14 protein-coding genes are annotated in these 18,778 nt (G+C 70.5%); 4 read left to right on the top strand and 10 right to left on the bottom strand.

Annotated features, from left to right (window positions below; translation table 11 throughout):
• From ACZ6SD_RS04005 to ACZ6SD_RS04035, 7 genes are all read right to left on the bottom strand, one after another.
• Nucleotides 1-918, bottom strand: a complete 918-nt coding sequence (locus tag ACZ6SD_RS04005; RefSeq protein ID WP_465315396.1) for an AAA family ATPase — start codon at nucleotides 916-918, stop codon at nucleotides 1-3.
• 14 nt (nucleotides 919-932) lie between these two features.
• Nucleotides 933-2,411, bottom strand: coding sequence for a vWA-MoxR associated conflict system protein (locus tag ACZ6SD_RS04010; protein ID WP_465315492.1), 1,479 nt, complete (start codon nucleotides 2,409-2,411; stop codon nucleotides 933-935).
• 41 nt (nucleotides 2,412-2,452) lie between these two features.
• Nucleotides 2,453-2,848 (bottom strand): hypothetical protein, encoded by a 396-nt coding sequence (locus tag ACZ6SD_RS04015; RefSeq protein WP_465315397.1) that lies wholly within the window; start codon nucleotides 2,846-2,848, stop codon nucleotides 2,453-2,455.
• Between the two features lie 204 nt (nucleotides 2,849-3,052).
• Nucleotides 3,053-3,850 (bottom strand): SAM-dependent methyltransferase, encoded by a 798-nt coding sequence (locus ACZ6SD_RS04020; protein ID WP_465315398.1) that lies wholly within the window; start codon nucleotides 3,848-3,850, stop codon nucleotides 3,053-3,055.
• Between the two features lie 49 nt (nucleotides 3,851-3,899).
• Complete coding sequence (locus ACZ6SD_RS04025; protein ID WP_465315399.1) at nucleotides 3,900-6,158, bottom strand: pyridoxal phosphate-dependent decarboxylase family protein; 2,259 nt, start codon at nucleotides 6,156-6,158, stop codon at nucleotides 3,900-3,902.
• Nucleotides 6,159-6,311: 153 nt separating this feature from the next.
• On the bottom strand, nucleotides 6,312-7,067 hold the full coding sequence (locus ACZ6SD_RS04030; RefSeq protein ID WP_465315400.1) for a L,D-transpeptidase family protein: 756 nt from the start codon (nucleotides 7,065-7,067) through the stop codon (nucleotides 6,312-6,314).
• Between the two features lie 87 nt (nucleotides 7,068-7,154).
• Nucleotides 7,155-7,466: an ArsR/SmtB family transcription factor gene (locus ACZ6SD_RS04035; protein WP_465315401.1), complete on the bottom strand. Its 312-nt coding sequence runs from the start codon at nucleotides 7,464-7,466 to the stop codon at nucleotides 7,155-7,157.
• Nucleotides 7,467-7,560: 94 nt separating this feature from the next.
• Here ACZ6SD_RS04035 and ACZ6SD_RS04040 point away from each other — a divergent pair, with 94 nt between their 5' ends.
• From ACZ6SD_RS04040 to ACZ6SD_RS04050, 3 genes are all read left to right on the top strand, one after another.
• Nucleotides 7,561-8,745 (top strand): MFS transporter, encoded by a 1,185-nt coding sequence (locus ACZ6SD_RS04040; protein WP_465315402.1) that lies wholly within the window; start codon nucleotides 7,561-7,563, stop codon nucleotides 8,743-8,745.
• 62 nt (nucleotides 8,746-8,807) lie between these two features.
• Nucleotides 8,808-9,650, top strand: coding sequence for a GNAT family N-acetyltransferase (locus ACZ6SD_RS04045; RefSeq protein ID WP_465315403.1), 843 nt, complete (start codon nucleotides 8,808-8,810; stop codon nucleotides 9,648-9,650).
• 70 nt (nucleotides 9,651-9,720) lie between these two features.
• Nucleotides 9,721-10,914 carry a macrolide family glycosyltransferase gene (locus ACZ6SD_RS04050; protein ID WP_465315404.1) on the top strand — a complete coding sequence of 398 codons (1,194 nt, stop codon included), beginning with the start codon at nucleotides 9,721-9,723 and terminating at the stop codon, nucleotides 10,912-10,914.
• 46 nt (nucleotides 10,915-10,960) lie between these two features.
• Here the strand turns inward: ACZ6SD_RS04050 and ACZ6SD_RS04055 are convergent, their stop codons facing one another.
• Together ACZ6SD_RS04055 and ACZ6SD_RS04060 are read right to left on the bottom strand one after the other, a co-directional pair.
• A complete protein-coding gene (locus ACZ6SD_RS04055; protein WP_465315405.1) occupies nucleotides 10,961-11,182 on the bottom strand; it encodes a hypothetical protein in 222 nt (73 codons plus the stop codon).
• Nucleotides 11,183-11,263: 81 nt separating this feature from the next.
• A complete protein-coding gene (locus ACZ6SD_RS04060; RefSeq protein WP_465315406.1) occupies nucleotides 11,264-15,838 on the bottom strand; it encodes an HAD-IC family P-type ATPase in 4,575 nt (1,524 codons plus the stop codon).
• 222 nt (nucleotides 15,839-16,060) lie between these two features.
• On the opposite strand from ACZ6SD_RS04060, the gene ACZ6SD_RS04065 reads away from it, so the two are divergent.
• Nucleotides 16,061-16,252, top strand: a complete 192-nt coding sequence (locus ACZ6SD_RS04065; RefSeq protein WP_465315407.1) for a hypothetical protein — start codon at nucleotides 16,061-16,063, stop codon at nucleotides 16,250-16,252.
• A gap of 3 nt (nucleotides 16,253-16,255) precedes the next feature.
• Here ACZ6SD_RS04065 and ACZ6SD_RS04070 read toward each other — a convergent pair whose 3' ends face one another.
• Nucleotides 16,256-18,778: a PEP/pyruvate-binding domain-containing protein gene (locus tag ACZ6SD_RS04070; protein ID WP_465315408.1), complete on the bottom strand. Its 2,523-nt coding sequence runs from the start codon at nucleotides 18,776-18,778 to the stop codon at nucleotides 16,256-16,258.

The raw sequence follows: 18,778 nt of genomic DNA on the forward strand, positions 1-18,778 counted from the left end.
CTAGGTGGTGGACAGAGGTGTGAGAAGCAATTGGATGAGTTGTTCCCTACTCTGGTCGGCTAGCGCTACGCGGGTCGTGAGAAATATTGCGTTCAGCAATTGGTCGATTGCCAGGTTTGATCCGTTCTGAATCTCCCGTGCGAACGATTCGATGACGTCGGTCGCGTCCCGAGTGGCGTCTTGGCCGAGATGTGCCCGGACGATGTCAGCCAGCGTCGACGCATTGGGTACAGGCATCTCGGTCCTCACGCATCGGCGCAAGAATGGGGCTGGGAATTCTCGCTCACCGTTGCTGGTCATCACGATAATTGGAAACGTCGTGCACTGTATATGCCCTCGGGTAACAGTGACTGTATCCTCGCTCTCCCATAGACGCGCAGTAGCCTTTGGGTCTCTATGGCGGGCAAGCTCCTTGACGGTAAAATCACCGCGTTCGAGAACGTTGAGCAGGTCGCTGGGCAGGTCGATATCGCTCTTGTCGATCTCATCGATCAGTAGGACGCGAGGCTTCTCGGAGGGAACCAGAGCGGTGCCTAGGGGGCCTAATTCAATGAACTGCCCGATGTCATCCGTCCCGCCGCGTCGACTTTCGTCCAGCCGACCGAGCGCGTCGTAGCGGTAGAGCGCGTCAACAAGGTTGCTGCGCGATGTGATGTGCCAGCGGAGAACTTTTCCAAGGTTCAGCTCAGTGGTGATCGAGTCCGCAATCGACGATTTTCCAGAACCGGGCAATCCAGTGATCAAAAGAGGACGACGCAGTGAGATCGCCGCATTAACTGCTTCTACCAACTCCTTTGGAGGCTGGAATGTAGCGGCGACGTGTGCCTCCGAAGTCGGAAACGTGCGCCATGGAGGTGGATCGGGCAATATCACCTCCCGTCTCTGTCCATCGCCTTGGTAGTAGGGGTTCCATGGCATCATTGATCTCCTGACTATCCCAGGTTAATCCGCGTCGGGCGGACGTTTCGGCAGAAAATGAGCCAGTCGCGGTCTTCCCATAGCAACCGGGTCATCCCAAGGGCGGGCACAGTGTCGGCCCGGCGAAGTCGGCGAATACGTTCTCGGTGAGCCATCGCGAACGCGTCTAGCGGGCCGGGCCAGATGTTGGCCATTTCACCCACGATGTCACTCCACGAGCAGTTTTCGTCAATCGGAAGCAAAAGGACTGGGGAGTAAGTCAGGATGACCTCGATCAGTTCATCGTGACCGAGTGGGCAGAACCGGAGGCCAAATCCGCCAGCGTAATCGCCGGACTGAAATCCGTTGGCTACCTCAACCGGGTTGTCAGCCGTGTCGAGCCAGGTAAATCCATTTACGCCGTTTTCAAGCACGCTTTCCCAACGAAGTTCGGCCTCGAAGATCGGATCCACGTGAGTGGGCGATTCCATGCGCCCACTCCATCGGAGCACTACATCGTGGTGAACCGCGAGTTTACTGCCGACACGTACCTCCTCTGGGCGCCAGTGAGCAAGAAGTGGGGCTGGGACCGCGATCTCCACGCGGGTTAACGGCGGGCCAGGCCATTCGCGCGCGCGATTTACCAAGCTCGCGATAGCCTGTTCCACTGCTTGTTCTTCCGGTCGGCAATTCTCGATATCTGTGGCCAATAATTCCTGGTCATCTATCAGCCACGATGATACGCTTTCCGGCCAACCGCCGGTCAGTGACCCACGAATTGCAAGAATCAACCGACGCTGACTGGATGAATGACGGCGGGTAACCAAGGCGATCTGTTCGTTCGCTGCCACAATATCGGTGACGGACTCAGCCCAGTGCAGGAACCGGCCATCGTGCAAGTCGAGTCCTGCTTGATGCCCCAGCGATGCGGCGAACAGCACAAGCATCGCCCCAGCGTTCGGCGCGGTCATCGGCCTACACAGGGCCACGTGCTCGACGAAATCGCCAAGCTGCGCGTGATCATGCCGCAGTAGTGAGACGCCACAATCTAACAGAGCGCGAGATAGTCGTTCCCGAGTCAACTTGGGGCGCATCCACGTGTGGAGGAAGCGCGTCGTCAGTAGGGCGAGTCGGAGATCGTTTAGTAGCGTTCGCGCGCGAACCTGGTCATCTGGCAGTCCGGAGAGAAGAGCGATGATCCTCGACAAATCCCATGGTTCGGACGAGCCTGGCAGTTCACCAATGCCACGGAACGAGGATTTGACGGCTAATCGGGCCGCTACTCCAACTATTGGCTCAAATGCTTCTCCAATCTCGTGGGTCGTGCCGGAAGTCGGTGCTTGTCTCACCGGCGGTTCTGCCATTTTCGGCTGTCCGAGTGGCGGGGGCGACACCATCGCGGACGTAGTCGGTTGCAAGTTGTAGTTGATGATCTGAGTGTTACCGTCTCCGACCTGGAAGCCTCGGCTGTTGCTTACCTCATGCACCGATGCGGCCTGCGCCTCGGTCGGCATGGGGGGCTTGGGCTTCGCAGGGTTGTCGGCGGTCACGGGGCTCAGTTGTTGAGGTTGAGAGTCTGGGTGTTGTGGTCACCCACCTGCACGCCCTGGTTGTCCTGGAGTGTCAAACGATATTTCCCCGCCTCGTTCGCAGCGGGGGTCGTCAACTCGAGCAGCCTGCGCGCTGCCGCCACCAACCCGGCATCCGATCCGCCGATCCCTGCCGTCAGTGCGGCCACCAGTTCCTGCCGCTGTTCACTTGTGCCGACCAAGTCGGCTTCCACAGCCTCCACTACGGGTGTCCGCGCCGACTCGTCATGGCGTAGCACTCGCAGAACCAGCGACTTCAACCCCTGGTACGCGTCCTGAACCGCTTTGGATGCAGTCTCACTCGCACCGGCTGCCGCACCAGCAGCCAACGCCGTCACTACCAATTCCACCGACTCGATCATGCTAACCCTTCGATAACAGGACGTGGCCACCACTCACCAAAGGTATCGACCACACCACCCCCACCGCTACCTTGGGTGGCTGACTGCCAGCTCAGCGCACTCCCTTTCGTGGGACTGCGAAACGTCTGGCTGTCCTCTGAACTTACGGAGCCTGGTTCGCCGGGCATCCCCGCACGCATCCCCCCATGATCCCCCACAACCGACTCAGCCCTTAACACCCACGCCCGCGTACACGCCCTCAGTGCTGTCGACAGGCGCGTCCGGATCCGGGTGCCACTGCGGCGCGCTGACCAGACCCGGTTCCACAAGGTCGAAGCCTTCGAACAGGGAAAGCACCGCGTCGTACGGCCGGAAGTACATGGGATCGCGGCTGTTCTTCATCGCCTCGACCACCCCGGCCATCTCCGTGGGCTTGTGGTCGGCGGTCAGGTGGGACAGGGCGAGCAGGCTGCCCGGGGGCAGGGCGTCGCGGTAGCGGGCGACGATGTCCGCCGGGTGGCGCTCGTCGGGGACGAAGTGGAAGACCGCGACCATCAGCAGGCCGATCGGCTGGGTGAAGTCCAGGAACTCGGTCACCGCGGGCCCCAGCACGGTCTCCGGCGAGCAGAGGTCCGCGGCGACGACAATGGCGTTGTCGTTGTCTTGGAGGATCAGCTTGCCGTGCGCCACGGCCACCTCGTCGTAATCGACATAGACCACGCGGCAGGCGGGGTCGGCGGCGTGGGCGATCTCGTGGACGTTGCCCGTGGTGGGGATGCCCGAGCCGAGGTCGAGGAACTGGCGCACGCCCTGGCCGATCATGTGCTGCACGGCCCGCCGCAGGAAGGCGCGGTTGGAGTTGGCGACTTTCCGCCCGTCCGGCAGCACTTGCAGCACGCGTTCGCCGACCGCGCGGTCGACCGGAAAGTTGTGGTAGCCGCCGAGCAGCCAGTCATACACCCGGGCCGCGCTCGGCACTTCGGTGTTGACGTCCGCCGGGACCCAGGGCGCTTGCTCGGCCATCGCTCAACTCCACGTTCGACCCTTGACTCAGGGCGAGAGCCTAACGCGCTCAGGGCTGGGCCGTGATGGCGTCTTCCCGCCAGATGCGCTTGATCTCCTCGATCACCGTCTGGCGCAGCACTTCGACCACCTTGGGGATGAAGTTGCCCTCGGCGGTGTCGGTCACCCACGGGTCCATGGTGGTGGAGATGATGTAGTCGATGGACTGCGCCGGGTCGTTCTCGACGCCGAGGCGGGCGCGGAGCCTGCCCATGTACTCGTCCTTGTAGACGCGGGGGTCGAAGGTGGACCCGGTGACGATCATCGGCGGCACGGGTTTGCCGTTGGGCGGGTTGATCGAGTCGGCGGGGGCCATGCTCAAAGTGGCGAAGATCCGCGAGTTGAGCTTGTTCATCTTGGCGATGCTGGTGTTGAGCCGGGTCTTCTTCTCGTCGGCGTAGAAGTTGAACGCGTAGGCGATGATCACCTGGTCCGACCCCAGGTCCCGGAAGAACACGCAGAACTTGCGCTGCTTCGGGTCGTCCAGCTTCGCGTAGATTTCTTCGTTGGTGGCGCCGATGATCTCGTCGCGGATGTATTGCAAGTCGTTGTGGATGGCCACTTTGTCGCCGGGGTGCTTCTTCTCCGCGGGCAGCCGCTGGCAGGGGACGACGATGAACGGGTCGTCCGGCTGCGCCATCGTGACCACCTGGGCGTAGAGGCGCTTGCTGTTGAACAGCGTCTGCCCCAGAATCCGCCCGTAGCCGCGTTGGTCGGGGGCGATCACCCGGTGGCTCAGGTACACCCCGGCCGCCGCCGCGCCCGGCTTGGAGCCTTCCACGCCGTAGAAGCCGACGCTGGTGTCGACTTCCTCGTCGTGCGCGACATACGGCGCGCTGAACGCCACCAGGTTCCGCTGCGCCTTGTTGCGGTAGCAGAGACCGCCTGCGGGGTAAGGGATGTAGCCCGCCTTGTGCGGGTCGATCGTGATGGAGTCGGTCTCTCCCAACGCGTTGTACTGTTCGTTGACGTACGGGCTCATCGACAGGTCCGGGGTGAACCGGATCTGCCCCGCCGTCGCGGGAATGGCGCTTTCCCGTTTGATGGAAGCGAAGTAGCCGCCCCAGGCGGCGTCGGCGTGGATGACGTAGGAGAAGTTGCGGCGCCGGTACTCCGCGCGCATCGCGATCATCTTCGCCAGCGGGTCGACTGAGCTCTGCTCGGTGTTGCCCAGGACGGCGACGGCCATCAGCACCGGCCGCCGCTCGGCTTCGCAAGTGTCCAACCAGGACCGAAGGTGGCTGGCTTTGGCGCGGGCGTCGAGGTCGACCTCGATCGGAATGAGGTTGTGCTGGCCGATGCCGAGCAGCGCGGCGGCTTTGGGCCACGAGTAGTGCATGGTGATCGGCGCGAACACCGCGGGTTCGCTGATGTCGCCGCCGAGGTGTTCGCGGGCGAACTTCTCGTAGCCCAGTTTCTGCAACGAGTGCTCGTTGATGGCCGCCAGCGCCTCGACCGGCACGCCGTAATCCTCCACTATGCGCGAGGGCAGCGCGAGCGCGTCGTCCACCGTCAGGTTCAGCAGTTCCCACGGTGTCAGCTGCGAGATCCGCTTACTGGTGACGCCATCGGCGAGGGTGACGGTGAGGTTGCGGGCTTTGGCCAGCGCGGGCTCGTGCTCCAAGGCCGCGGCGACGGCGATCGGGTAGTACTTGAGGTTGCGCGCCGACCACAGCGCCTCGATGTTGGCGACCGAGCCGTCGCAGGTGATGTGGCCCCACGGCCGCGGCGTGGTCTCGGAGAGGATGTCGTAGCCGAGCATCCGGCACAGGTCGTCGCCGACGGCCTTCTCCAGCAGGGTTGTCACCGGCGAGGCTTCCGCGGCGACGTTGTTCGGGTTGTAGAGCATCCCGGCGAAGTAGCCCACGATCGCGGGCAGCGTCACGTCCCAGTTCATGTGGGACTGGTAGCGGTAGCTGAAGAAGGGGACCGAGCCGCGCAGGGCGTTCAGCAGCTTGTCGGTCTCCTCGGAGAGCACTTCGACGCTGTTCTTGTATTCCTGGGAGTTCTTGATGTCCGGGGTGACGTAGGCGGGATCGCCGGGATAGAAGGACTTCCGGTCCTTGCAGTGCGATTCCAGCGCCCGGGTCAGCAGTTGCGCGAACAGCTCCTGGTTCTCCGCGAGCGGCCCGAGGAACCAGGCGCCGAGCGTGTCGCTGCCTTCGGCGGTCTCCAGGTCGAAGTCGCCGTAGAGGTCGATGAGCCGGTCGCGGTATTCGGGGGCCTTGCTGCTGCTCTCGTCCGCCCGGCCGGTGATTTCGTCCATCATCGCGTTTCTCCTTGGGGAAGGATGGAAAGCGCTCGCGGCGACCTCGTTCGGCGAACGTAACAGCGGGCCGCTTCCGGTGACCAGGGCACGGCCGCGCTACCGCACCATCGGGTGGTTCGCACGGCGAACGGGTGACAGGGCCCCGGCTTCCGGTCAGTAGATCGAGACTCGGGCGCCGATGGTGAGTTGGGCGAAGGTCTCGTCCACGCTCCGGTCGGTCATCCGCACGCAGCCGTTGCTGTCCGGGAACGCGCGCACCGGTTCGCCGCCGTGGAAGGCGATGCCCTCGTAGCCGACGTAGGACGGCCGCCACATCGGACCCAGCGGAGCGTGTCGCCAGCCGTCTATCTTCCGGGTGACGGTGAACTCGCCGGTCGGGGTGTGCTTGCCGGGGGCGTCGCGGCCGGTGGAGACGTCATAGACGCGGGCGACGACGCCGTCGTGAACGAAGTACGCGACCTGGCGGGCGAGGTCGACCTCGACGTGGAAGCCCGGCGCCGCGCCGCGGGCGGCCGGTGTGACGGGGGCGCGCAGCGCGGCCAGGGTGGCGGCGTCGGCGACGCCGGTGCGGGGGAGGCCGTGCACCTTCTGGAACGCGATGACGCCGTGCGCGGTCTCGTCGTCGTAGGCGCCGGGGGTGCCGATCTGGTAGCCGAGCCCGCGCAGGGCGGCTTGCAGCGCGACGACCCGCACCCCGGTCGCCCCGGCCTGAAGCGGCGCCGCGGGCTCCGACGCCAGCACTGCGGTCGGCGGGTGAGTGCTCGGTGGAGCTTGGACCAGGGCGGCGGCGGCCATGGCGCCGGGAATCGACGTCTCGGCGGGCGGGCGCAGTTGGCCGAACGCCGTCGCGCCGCTCGCGCCGATCGCGACCGCGCTGAGCCCGGCGACGACCGCGCGTCTGCTCCGCATACCCCCGCGCACCCTCAAGTTCCGTTCCCGATGATCCTGTTTTCCCTGGCGAACCACCAGTTTACGGCCGGTCTCAGGTCCATGGTGTCACCGGGGCGCGGCGAGGACGCCGTCGAGCAGCCCCGGGAACAGGGCGTTCAGGTCGTCGCGGCGCAGCGTGGTGATCCGGCTGGTGCCTTCCGGGCGGATGCGGACCACACCTGCCTCCCGCAGGATGCGCAGGTGGTGGGTGCGGGTGGACTTGCTGATGGGCAGCTCGATGGAGCCGCAGGCCACCCCGGTGCCGAGTTGGGCCAGCTCGCGGACCATGCGCAGCCGCATCGGGTCGGCGAGGGCGGCCAGCACCGCCTCGATGCGGATGTCCGCGCGTTCCGGGTGCGGGAGTTCTGCTTGGCCCATCGTCACATAGTAAGAGCTTGACTGGTTCGACAACCATCGTAGTACGGTAACCGTCGTACTACGGTTCGCATGCCAACTGTCTGAGGGGGACGGCATGTCATCACGCACCTACCTGCTCGCCGCGGGCGCGTTCACGGTGGGCACCAGCGGCTACATCATCTCCGGCGTGCTGCCCGCCGTGAGCCAGGAGCTGGACGTCTCGACCGCGACCGCGGGCCAGTTGGTCACCGCGTTCGCCATCGCCTACGCCATCGCGTCCCCGCTGCTGGCCGCGGCCACCGGGCGGTGGGAGCGCAGGCGGCTGCTGGTGGTGGCGCTGCTGGTCAGCGCCCTGGGCAACGCCCTGGCGGCGGTGGCCCCGACCTACGAGCTGCTGCTGGTCGCCCGGGTGCTCAGCGCGCTGGGCGCCGCGGTGTTCACCCCGGTGGCGACCGGCGTGGCCGCGCTGCTGAGCCCGCCGGAGCGGCGCGGCCGGGCGGTCGCGGTGGTCTTTGGCGGTCTGACCGTCGCGCTGATCCTCGGTGTCCCCGCGGGCAACCTGCTCGGCGGCCGGATCGGCTACCAGGGGGTGTTCGCGCTGGTCGCGGCCCTGTCCGCGGTGGCGGCGGCGGCCGTGTGGGCGGGTGTGCCGACCGTGGCGGCGCCCCCGGCGGCCACCGTCCGCGAGCGGGTCGCGGTGCTGGCCGACCGGCAGGTGCGGCTGGTCCTCGGGATGACGGTGCTGGGCGTGCTCGCCGCGTTCAGCGTGTTCACCTACATCGCCCCGTTGCTCTCGGCCACCGCGTCGGTGAGCGGCACGACCCTGAGCCTGCTGCTGGTCGTCTACGGCGTCGGCGGCGCGGTCGGCAACTCGGTCGGCGGCCGGGCCACCGACCGGTACGGCAGCCGCAAGCCGATGCTGGTCACCTTCAGCATGTGCGTCGTGGTTCTGGCGACGCTGCCGCTGACGACGGGCACCGTGGGCGGCGCGGCTGTCGCGCTGTTCGCCTGGGGCCTGCTGACCTGGTCGGTCAACCCGCCGATCCAGAAGTGGCTGATCGACATCGCCCCGGCCAACAGCAATCTGCTGCTGTCCCTCAACGCCTCGGCGATCTACCTCGGCGTCGGGCTCTCCGGCGTCTTCGGCGGCCTGGTGATCAACCTCTGGGGCATCCTGGCGCTGGCCCCGGTCGCGGCGGCGGTCGGCGCGATCGCCCTGGCGATGCTGGTGACCTCGGGCAGGCCGCCGGAGCAGGCCGCGGCGGCCGAGCCCGCGACGGCGCTCGCGGCGAAGGGGTAGTCGTCGGGCCCTGCCGCTAGAGTCCCCGACTGATCATCGTGGTGGTCCTGGGGAGGTCGGAGTTGGCGTTCGAGATCGTGACCGCGAGCGTGGCGGACATGGCCCGGCTGGTCGAGTGGGCCGACGAGGAGGGCTGGAACCCCGGGACCGCGGACCCGCAGGCGTTCTTCCCCGCCGACCCGGGCGGGTTCCTGTTCGGCGTCCTCGACGGCGTGCCGGTGGCGTCGATCTCCGCCGTGCGCTACGGGTCCGACTTCGGCTTCATCGGGTTCTACCTGGCGCGGCCGGAGGTGCGCGGGCAGGGCTACGGGATTCAGCTGTGGCGGGCGGGCATGGCCCGGCTCGCCGGGCGCGTCGTGGGCTTGGACGGCGTGGTCGACCAGCAGGACAACTACCGCAAGTCCGGTTTCCGCAAGGCGTGGAACAACGTGCGCTACCAGGGCGTGCCGTCCGCTGAGCCGGTGTCGGACGGCGTCACCCTGGTCGACGCCCGCACGATCCCGTTCGACGTGCTCGCCGCCTACGACCGCCGGTTCTTCCCCGCCCCGCGCGACGCCTTCCTGGCCGCCTGGCTCGGCCTGCCCGGCCGCACGGCGCTGGCCGCGGTGGCCGACGGCGAACTCCAGGGCCTCGCCGTCCTGCGCGCCGCCAGCGTGGCCGCGCGCGTCGGCCCGCTCTACGCCGTGTCGGAGGACGTCGCCGCGGCCCTGGTGACCGGCTTGGCCGAGACCGTCCCCGGCGCCCCGATCGCGGTCGACGTGCCCGACGTCAACGAGCCTTCGGTGCGCCTGATGGAGCGGCTTGGCCTGGCGCCGTCGTTCGAGGCCGCCCGGATGTACACCGGACCGGCCCCGGAGGTCGATCTGTCGCGCGTGTTCGCTGTGACGAGCCTCGAACTCGGTTAGCGCTAAACCGCTCGACTAACCCTGCCCCCGCGCGGAAGATGGACGTCGGAAACCAGGGGGGTCTGGGGAAATGAAGAAGCACTTCGCGTTCATCGCGCTGCCCGCGTCCGGCCACATCAACCCGACGCTGCCGCTTGTCGAGGAGTTGCGGGGCAGGGGACACCGCGTCAGCTATGCCGTCAACGCGGACTTTGTCGACGCGGTCGAGGCCGTGGGCGCCGAACCGTTCGTCGTGGACTGGCGGCTGCCGCCCGTTTCCGCGGACGCCGGGCAGACCACCGAGCAGTTGGCCGAGATGCTGATGGGGCTCCTCACCGCCGTCAAGCGTGTCCTGCCCGAATTGGACCGCTGGGTGGCCGAGGACATTCCGGATGCCATCTGCTACGACATGATGACCTTGCCCGGCAGGCTGCTCGCGAGCCGGTACGGGGTGCCCGAGGTGGCCACGGTGGCCAACTTCGCGGGCAACGAGTCGTTCGACCTGGGGTCCCTGCTGACCCCGAAGGACTTCGATCCCACCCACCCGAAGTTCGCCGAATATCTGGCCGAGATCGCCAAGATCATGGCCGACTACGGCCTGTCCTTCGGGGAGAGCAAGGTCGCGGGCGGCTTGGTCGCCCCGCTGAACCTGGTCTTCATCCCGCGTGAGTTCCAGATCCAGGGCGACACCTTCGATGACCGCTTCCGCTTCATCGGCCCCTCGGTCGGCTCCCGCGCGTCCGAGTCGCGGTGGCGCCCGCCCGAGGACGGCTCCCCGGTGCTGTTCGTCTCCTTGGGCACCGTGTTCAACGACCGCGCCGACTTCTTCGCTTTGTGCGCCAAGGCTTTCGCGGGCACCGCGTGGCACGTGGCGATGGCCGTGGGCGACCGGGTGGACCCAGCGGCACTCGGCGAGATCCCGCCGAACTTCGACGTCCGCGCCCGCTTCCCGCAGCCCGCGGTGCTCCGGCACGCCACGGTGTTCCTGTCCCACACCGGCATGAACTCCACTATGGAGGCCCTGCTCAACCAGGTCCCCCTGGCCGCCGTCCCGCAGACCCCGGAGCAGACCGCGAACGCCCGCCGGGTCGAGGAACTGGGCCTGGGCAGGCTCATCGACACCGAAAACCTGACCCCGGCCCAACTCCGCGCGGCTGTGGCGGACATCGCTGAAGACCAGAGCATCCGGGCGGCCCTGGCGACCATGGCCGACCACCTGCACGCCGCGGGCGGCCCCGCCGCCGGAGCCGACGCCTTGGAGGCCTACCTGGCGACCGCGCGATGACCGGCCCCCGGCGCCACCACCGCGGTGGCGCCGGGCAGGCGGGAGGTCAGGACGCGCTCGGCGTCAACAGCGTGTCCAGCACGCCGCCCTTCACGTCGTCGATGAGGTCGGACAACTGCCCCAGGCTCATCTGGATGCGCTGTCCGAAGTCGTCGGTGATCACCACGCGCTTCTCCTCGGGAGCGTCCGGGTCGATCCACAGCTCAGGGCAACCGCAGTCGCACGAACCGCAGAACGTGGCGATGTGCCGCATGCCGTTGGTGTCCATCACGCTGACCATCCCAGGGGTGAGAAGTGTCGATCGGGTCCACCACAGGGTCGCCTCGCGCTTCCGAAAAGTTCCCAGCCCTCACCGGACAAACCGAACAGCGGGCAAGCGACCGGCCAACCGGGACACCGCGGACTCCAACGGCGGCACCACGAACGGTCCCACCACGGCGGTCCCCATCGCGGCGCCCACTCCCGCCCACGCCACCGGTCCCAGCGGGGTGCACCCGAAGAACTGGCTCAGCCCAGGCGTCTGCACCACGGCGAACAACGCCGCCGCCGACCCCACCGTCGTCGCCAGCACCAGCGGGCTCCGCTGCCGCCCTATCAGCGTCTGCACCAACTGCGACCCGACCAGGCCGCACAACGCCATGGTGCTCGTCCGCCGCGCGGTTCCCGGCGTGCAGTTCCCCAACAGCCACGCCGTGCTCGCCCCGAGCCCGGTGGTGATGCCGCGTTGGCGGATCTGCCGGGTGAGCGGCCCGTCGAGCACGGACGTGCCGACCGGGGCGCGGTCGTCGCCGTTGGCGGCCGAGGCGGGCGTGACCGCCACAGCCATGGCGGGGAACATGTCGGTGAGCAGGTTGACGAGCAGCAGTTGCCGCGTCGAGAACGGCGAGCCGCCCGCCAGCAGGCTGCCCAGCACCGTGAACCCGACCTCGCCCGCGTTGCCGCCGATCAGGATGCTGATGGCGTCGGCCACGCTGCGCCACAGCGCGCGGCCTTCCTCAATGGCCCCGACCAGCGCCGTGAGGTCTTCGTCGGTCAGCACCACGTCGGCGGCGTTGCGCGCCGCGGCCGACCCGCGCGCCGCGATGCCGACGCCCACGTCGGCGGCGCGGATGGCGGCCGCGTCGTTGGCGCCGTCGCCGACCATGGCGACCACCCGGCCCGAGGCCCGCAGCGCCTCCACGACCTGGAGTTTCTGTTCGGGGGCGACCCGGGCGACGACCCCGGCGTCGTGCAGCAGCCGCGCGCCGCCCTCGCGGTCGAGGGAGGCCAGTTCGTCGCCGGTGACGACCAGGGTGTCCTCTGGCCAGCCGAGGCCGATGGCGATGGCGCGCGCGGTCTCCGGGTGGTCGCCGGTGAGCACGACCGGGTTCACCCCGGCCGCGCGCAGCCGCCGCACCAGGGGCGCGGCGCTGGGCCGGGCGGTGTCGGCGAGGGCGATCAGCCCCTGGTAGGCCAGCTCGCCCAGCGGCTCGTCCACCGCGTCGGCCACACTGTCCGGATCCACATCGCGGCGGGCGATCGCCAGCACCCGCAGCCCGTCCGAGGCCAGGTCCGCGACCAGGTCGGCGAGGTCGGCTGGCGCGTCGGCGCAGGCCGGGAGCACGACCTCCGGCGCGCCCTTGACCGCGAGCAGCGCGGTGTCGCCGTCGAACCCGGCCGCGGCGGCGTAGCCGCGGCTGGCCTCGAACGGCAGCCCAGCGACCAGCGTCCAGTCCGGGTCGGGCGGCGCGGCGCGCAGGGTGGCCTCGTCGGTGGCGTGCGCGTGCTTGCCCACCTCGGTTGGCTGCTGCGGGCAGGCGCGGGCCGCCAGGGTCAGGACATCGGCCACTTCGGACTGGTCGGCGGCGAAGACCTCGCCATCGGCGGTCACCGCGCGGATCACGGTGAGCTTGTTCTCGGTGAGCGTGCCGGTCTTGTCGAAGCACATCGTGTCGACCCGGCCCAGCGCCTCCAGCGTCCGCGCCGTGCGGACCAGGATGCCGTGCCTGCTCAGCCGCCGCGCCGCGGCCATCTGCGCGACGGTGGCCACCAGCGGCAGCCCCTCGGGCACCGCGGCGACGGTGACCGCGACGCCGCCGCTGATGGCCTCCTGGATCGGCCGCCCGTGCAGCAGCGCCAGCCCGGTCACCGCGGCGCCGCCGACGATGGTCAGCGGCAGCGCCTTGCGGGTCAGCTCGCCCAGCCGCGCCTGCACCCCGGCCGAGGGCGGGGTCCGCGAGGCCAGCGCCACCGCGCGCCCGGTCTCGGTGTCCTTGCCGGTGTCGACCACCACGGCCCGCGCGGTCCCGGCGACCACGGTGGTGCCCTCGAACACCATGCAGTGCCGGTCGGCGATCGTGGCCGCCGAGGTCGCGACGAGTTCCTTGGTCACCGGCAGCGACTCCCCGGTCAGCGCGGACTCGTCCACCTCAAGGTCGTGCAGCGCCAGCAGCCGCGCGTCGGCCGGGACGACGTCGCCGCCGCGCAGTTCGATCATCTGCCCGGGGACCAGTTCGTCGGCGTCGATCACTGCCACGGTCTCGTTCCCGCCGGGTCGGCGCACCACGCGCGCCTGCTGCCGCTGGCCCGCGGCGAGCGCGGCGAGGGCGTGCTCGGCGCGCAGCCGCTGCGCGCCGCCGACGAACGCGTTGACCCCCACGACCCCGATCACCAGTATCGCGTCCACAGTGGACCCAAGGACGGCTGAGGCGGCCGCGCCGACCGCGAGCACCGGGGTGAGCGGGTCGCTGAGTTCGGTGCGCACCGCGTCGGCCAGCCGCAGCGTGACGATCACCGGCTTGGCCCCGGGCAGCCGCGCCAGCCGGGCGCCAAGGTGGCGGCTCTGCGCGGCCAGCCCGGTCGCGGCCCGCCGGTGCCGCCAGGTCTGCTCGCGCACCCGGGTCAGCACCTCGTCGGCGGCCAGCGCGTGCCAGGGCACCCGGGGCCGGGGGATGGGCGCGGTCTGCGCGCCGACACTCGCCGCCAGCCCCCACCCGGACAGCAGCGCGACGCCCGCGGCGAGGTCGACCGGGCTGACCCTGGCCAGCGGGGCGAACAGCCTGCCCCAGCGCCGCTGCTGGCTGGTGACGACCAGCAGGCCCGACAGCGCGGCCCCCGCCTTGGCCAGGGTGACCGCGTGCTCGCCTGCGGCCCGCGCCGCCGGGATCGCCCGCAGCAGCCGCCACACCCCGACGAGCCCGTCCGCGCACAGCAGGTCGGCCGACCAGAGCACGGCGTTGTCCTGGTCGGCCAGGCACACCGACAGGTCGCCGCCCAGCACCCCGTCCACCTCGTCCGCGTCGAGCCCCGGATGCCCGTCCGCCCGCTGCCCGGCGTCCCCGTCCCCGTTGCCGCTGCCGTTGCCGTTGCCGTTGCCGTTCTGGATGCCGCCCGGCCGGGCGAGGGTGAGCACGACGTGGCCTTCGGCGCGCAGCGCGTCGAGGACCTCGACCATCGACCGGTCCGCGCCGATCGTCTCGTCGGCGGCCCCGACGCACGCTCCGGCGACCCCGTTCTCCATGACCACGACCCGCAGCCCGGCCTGGCCAGCGGCGTCGAGGACCGCGTCGGCGACCGGGTCGGGCTCGTGCCCGACCAGGACCGTGCCGACCTCGCGCCCATCGGCCGAGGCGATCATCAGCCCGGTCGTCTCCTCGGCGTTGTCGGCCACCGGGCGCAACTCGACACCGGCGTCCGCGTGCCCGGCCAGCGCGGCTTCGGCCGCCTGCCACAGCCTGCCGTCCGCCCAGTCCGGCTCGTGCGGGTTGGCCTCGCACACCATGCGCCGGTCCAGGTGCAGCGCGCCCGCGTGCGCCAGGAGCGTGTCCACGGTTTGCAGCGTCCGCAGCCGGTCGGGGGAGCGCACCAGCACGCCGTCGTGGGCCAGGACCTGCCCCAGCGCGGAGGCGAAGGCGGTCCAGCCGAACCGGGCTGGGCGCGGCGACCCGGCGAGGATCGCGTCGGCCGCCTCGGTCACGTTCCGGTTGAACACCCCGGTGGCGACCGCGCCCACCACGCCGCCCGCGGACGCCTTGGCCGCGTAGTCGGTCACCGGGTCCGACGGTGCGGGCCGGGGGACCGCGCGGGGCTCGACGCTTTCCCGCTCGGGCACGCACAGCGTCTCCTGCGCCCGCTCGAACGCGCGCGCTCTGGCCACCGCGTCCAGGAGCTGGCCCACTCGCAGCGTGGTGTCGAGCAGCACGTCCGATGGCGACTGGCCGAACCCGTTCACCGCGGCGCTCGCCGCGGCCAGGACGACCTCGGTGGCCCCCGCGCCGAGCTGGTCGCACAGCAGCCCCCGCAGCCGGGGGTCTTCCCGCAGGACGGTCAGCGCGGCCGCCGCCGGGCGCGGCGGGCGGCGCAGCCAGAACAGCCTGCCGGTCAGCGCGGCGGTCAGCCCGGCTGCGGCCAGCGCGAGGGCGATGGCCGCCGTCCTGACCTCGGCGAGGTCGCCGGGATGGGTTTCCGGCTCGGGGTCGTCGATCTCCAGTCCGTGCCGCTGCGCGATCTCCGACACCTCGTCGGTCACCCGGTCGGCCGCCACGTCCTCGGCGACCCGGATGACCAGCCGGGCCAGCCCGCCGTCCCAGTAGGCGCTGAGGACGTCCGGGTGGTCGAGCACCGCGGCGACGGCCCGCGCGATCGGCTCCCGCGCCCGCTCCCTCGGCTGGTCGGGCAGGCTCAGCGGCAGGTGCACCAGGTTGCCCGTCTGCCACCGCCGGTCGCGCCGGGTCAGCGCGTCGCGCACCAGGCGCCCGGTGACCGCCGCGGCTTCTCGGCCCGCTCTGGTCCCGGTGACGGCGACCCGCCGCCCGAGGCCCACGGCTTCGTCGGCGACGCTGAGCGCGGTGCTCGTCGCCTCCCCGGCCGCCCGCAGGGCGCGGGCGGGCGCCGCCAGCGCCAGTCCCGCTCCGATCAACGGCAGTCCCCATCCGCTGGTGCGCACCATCCGACCTTTCACCTGCTCGAACCCGGCTTCGTCCTCTGAGGGCGGGTCATACCCAGTGCGGCGGCGACTCTCCCGGACTGGCCCCTGATTCACTCAAAGGAGACGGAGAAGGCACTCACAGTTAACCTCCCGTCCGTTGTCCTCGCTCCCCGCGGCGGGTGATCCTCGGCTTGCCCGGATGGTCCGCTGTGGTTCTGAGCAGGACTGTGAGAACAGACGATGTTCGAGTTGATCCGCGAGCAGACCGATCACGGCGGGACGCGCCCGGTGCTCTTGGTGCACACCCAGCCTCTGCTGCGGCTGCTGGCCCCGGTTCTGCGCCACGCCGAGCCGGTGCTGTCCGCGGCGGTCGGCGGGTCGGTCCCGGCGCAGGTCGCGGTCAAGATCCTGTTCTTGAGCGTCCGGGTCTGAGCGCTACTCCTGGGCGGACTTCAGGAGGGTGACGGTGCCGCGGGCGCCGTCGACCCGCACCCAGTCGCCGGTGGCGAGCCTGCTGGTGGCGTCGCCACAGCCCACCACGGCGGGAATGCCGAGTTCGCGGGCGACGATCGCGGCGTGGGAGAGCGGGGCGCCGACGTCGGTGACCACGGCGGCGGCGCGGGGGAACAGCGGCGTCCAGCCGATGTTCGTCACGGCGGTCACCAGGATCTCCCCGGGCAACAGTGCCGCGCCCTCGGCCGCGCTCGACACGACCCGGGCCGCGCCTTCGACCACGCCCGCCGCGCCCGGCGAGCCGGTGATGTCCGCGCTGTCGTTCCCCAGGGGCGGGTGCTCGCCGGTCTCGTCGTAGAGGTCCGTGCGCCGGTTCGGGTTCGCCGCCCAGGTTTCCGGGTCGAACCGGCCGCGGATCAGCGTCGGGTACGCGGGCAGCGCGCTGTAGCGCCGGTAGGCCGCGCGCCGGGCGGGGACCGCGGCCAGCGGGGCGGTGTCGCCGTCGAGGACGGCCACGATCTCGTCCATGCCCAGGAAGAACATGTCGTCCCCGTGCCCGGTCAGCTCGCCCGCGCGCACCGCGAACGCCCGCAGCACCCAGAACGTGCGGACCATCTCCGAGCGGGCCAGCTCCCGCCGACGCGCGGCGGCCGCGGCCCGGTCGACGCGGCGGCGCAGCCGGTTCGCCGCGCGCGGGTGGGCTTCCCGCAGCCGCTGCCACGCTTGCGCCCGGACAGCGGCCTGCTTGCGCAGCAGGTCTTCCGGGTCCGGCCCCGGGGCGGCCAGCTCCCGGCCGAGCCAGGCTGGGTCCTCCCCGGGCCGGGGCGCGGACAGCTCGAACTCGTCGGCGCAGCGGTGCCCCCAGGCACGCGCGTAGGCGTCCCGGTCAATCTCGCCGCGCCGCAGCCGGGCGAGCCCGAGGACCGGGCCCAGGCTTTCCAACGCCGCCCTGGACCGCTCGTGCAGGCCGGTCATGAGCGTGGTCGCGTCGGCTTCCCCGGCCGCCCGCGTCAGCGCGGCCCGCACCCGTTCCGGCCCGCCCTGTCGCGCGCCCGACTCCAGAATCCGGCACGACACCCACAGCAGGTCGGCTACGTCCGACCGCCACAGCGCGGCCAGGGCGGCGGGCGACTCGGCCGCCCCGATGCGTTCGCGCAGGTCCTGGCACCGGCCCGGGGTCTCGGCCAGCAGCGCGGGCAGCCGCAGCCGGTAGGGCACCGCCTGCCGCAGCGCCAGCGCGCCCAGCGACACCGCCGACCGCAGCAGCGCGAGCCGCGACATCGGCAGCGGCGGAACTGCCACGCTGTCGGGGATGCCGCCGAAAATCTGCTCGCCCTGCCGCCGCGCGAACCCGCCGAGGCCGAGCGCGTTCGCCACGCCCAGGGACACGCTCAGGTTCAGGTAGAACCGGCCGCCGATGTTGCCCGAGACCGGGTGCCCGCCCACCGCGGGCATCGCCAGCGCCCGCGCGACCGACCAGGTGGCGGGCGTCATCACGCTGGGGATCGCCTCGCCGAGGTTCGCGCACGTCCACAGGTAGTCCCCGGCGAGGCTGTCGTTCCACACCTCCGCGGTGTCCTCCTCGGCCAGGTTCGTGATGGGCCGCGCCTGCACGATGGCGAACTCGCCCGCGCTCAAGGTCCACTCGACGTCCATCGGCCCGCCGTAGAGGTCGTGGATTCGCTCCCCGAGTTCGGCCAGTTCCGCCGCCCGCGCCTGGTCGAGCACAGGTTCCCGGCGCAGCCGCTCGGGCGTCGCCTCGGTGGCGGTGCCCTCGGCGGCGCGCACGGTCATGACCTTCTTGTCGCCGATCTCGCGGCGCTTCTCCGTCCGGCTGCCGTGGGCCAGGACGTAGGTGTCGGGGGTGACCTCCCCGCCCACGACGGCCTCGCCGAGTCCCCAGGCGGCATTGATCACCGTCTCGCCGCGCGCGCCGGTGAGGGGGTTCGCGGTGAACAGCACCCCGGCCGCGTCCGCGGGCACGAGCCGCTGCACGACCACGGCCAGCGCCACGTCCTCGGGCGCGATGCCGTTGCGGGCCCGGTAGCCGATCGCCCGCGCGGTCCACAGCGACGCCCAGCACCGCTTCACCGCCGCCAGCAGGGCATCCCCGCCGGTGACGCCGAGAAACGTGTCGTGCTGCCCGGCGAACGACAGGTCGGGTAGGTCCTCCGCGGTCGCCGACGAGCGCACCGCGACCGCGCCGCCGCCCAGCGCCGCGTAGGCGGCCAGCACGGCGTCGGCGGTGTCGGCGGGCAGGTCCCGGCGCGCGAACCCCTCGGCGATCGCCGCAGCGGCGTCCGCGTCGTTTTCCCGCAGCGCGGCGGCGATCTCCTGGTCCAGACCGGCGGAGACGAAGGCGCGGTAGGCGCGGGTGGTGACGTGGAACCCGGGCGGGACCGGCAGCCCGGCGCGGGCCAGCCGCGCCAGCGACGCCCCCTTGCCGCCGACCGCGGCGATCCCCGTGTCGGCGTTGAGCGGGAGCACCAGCGCGGTGTCGTTCAT

The organism is Actinokineospora sp. NPDC051303 (genome assembly GCF_055586285.1).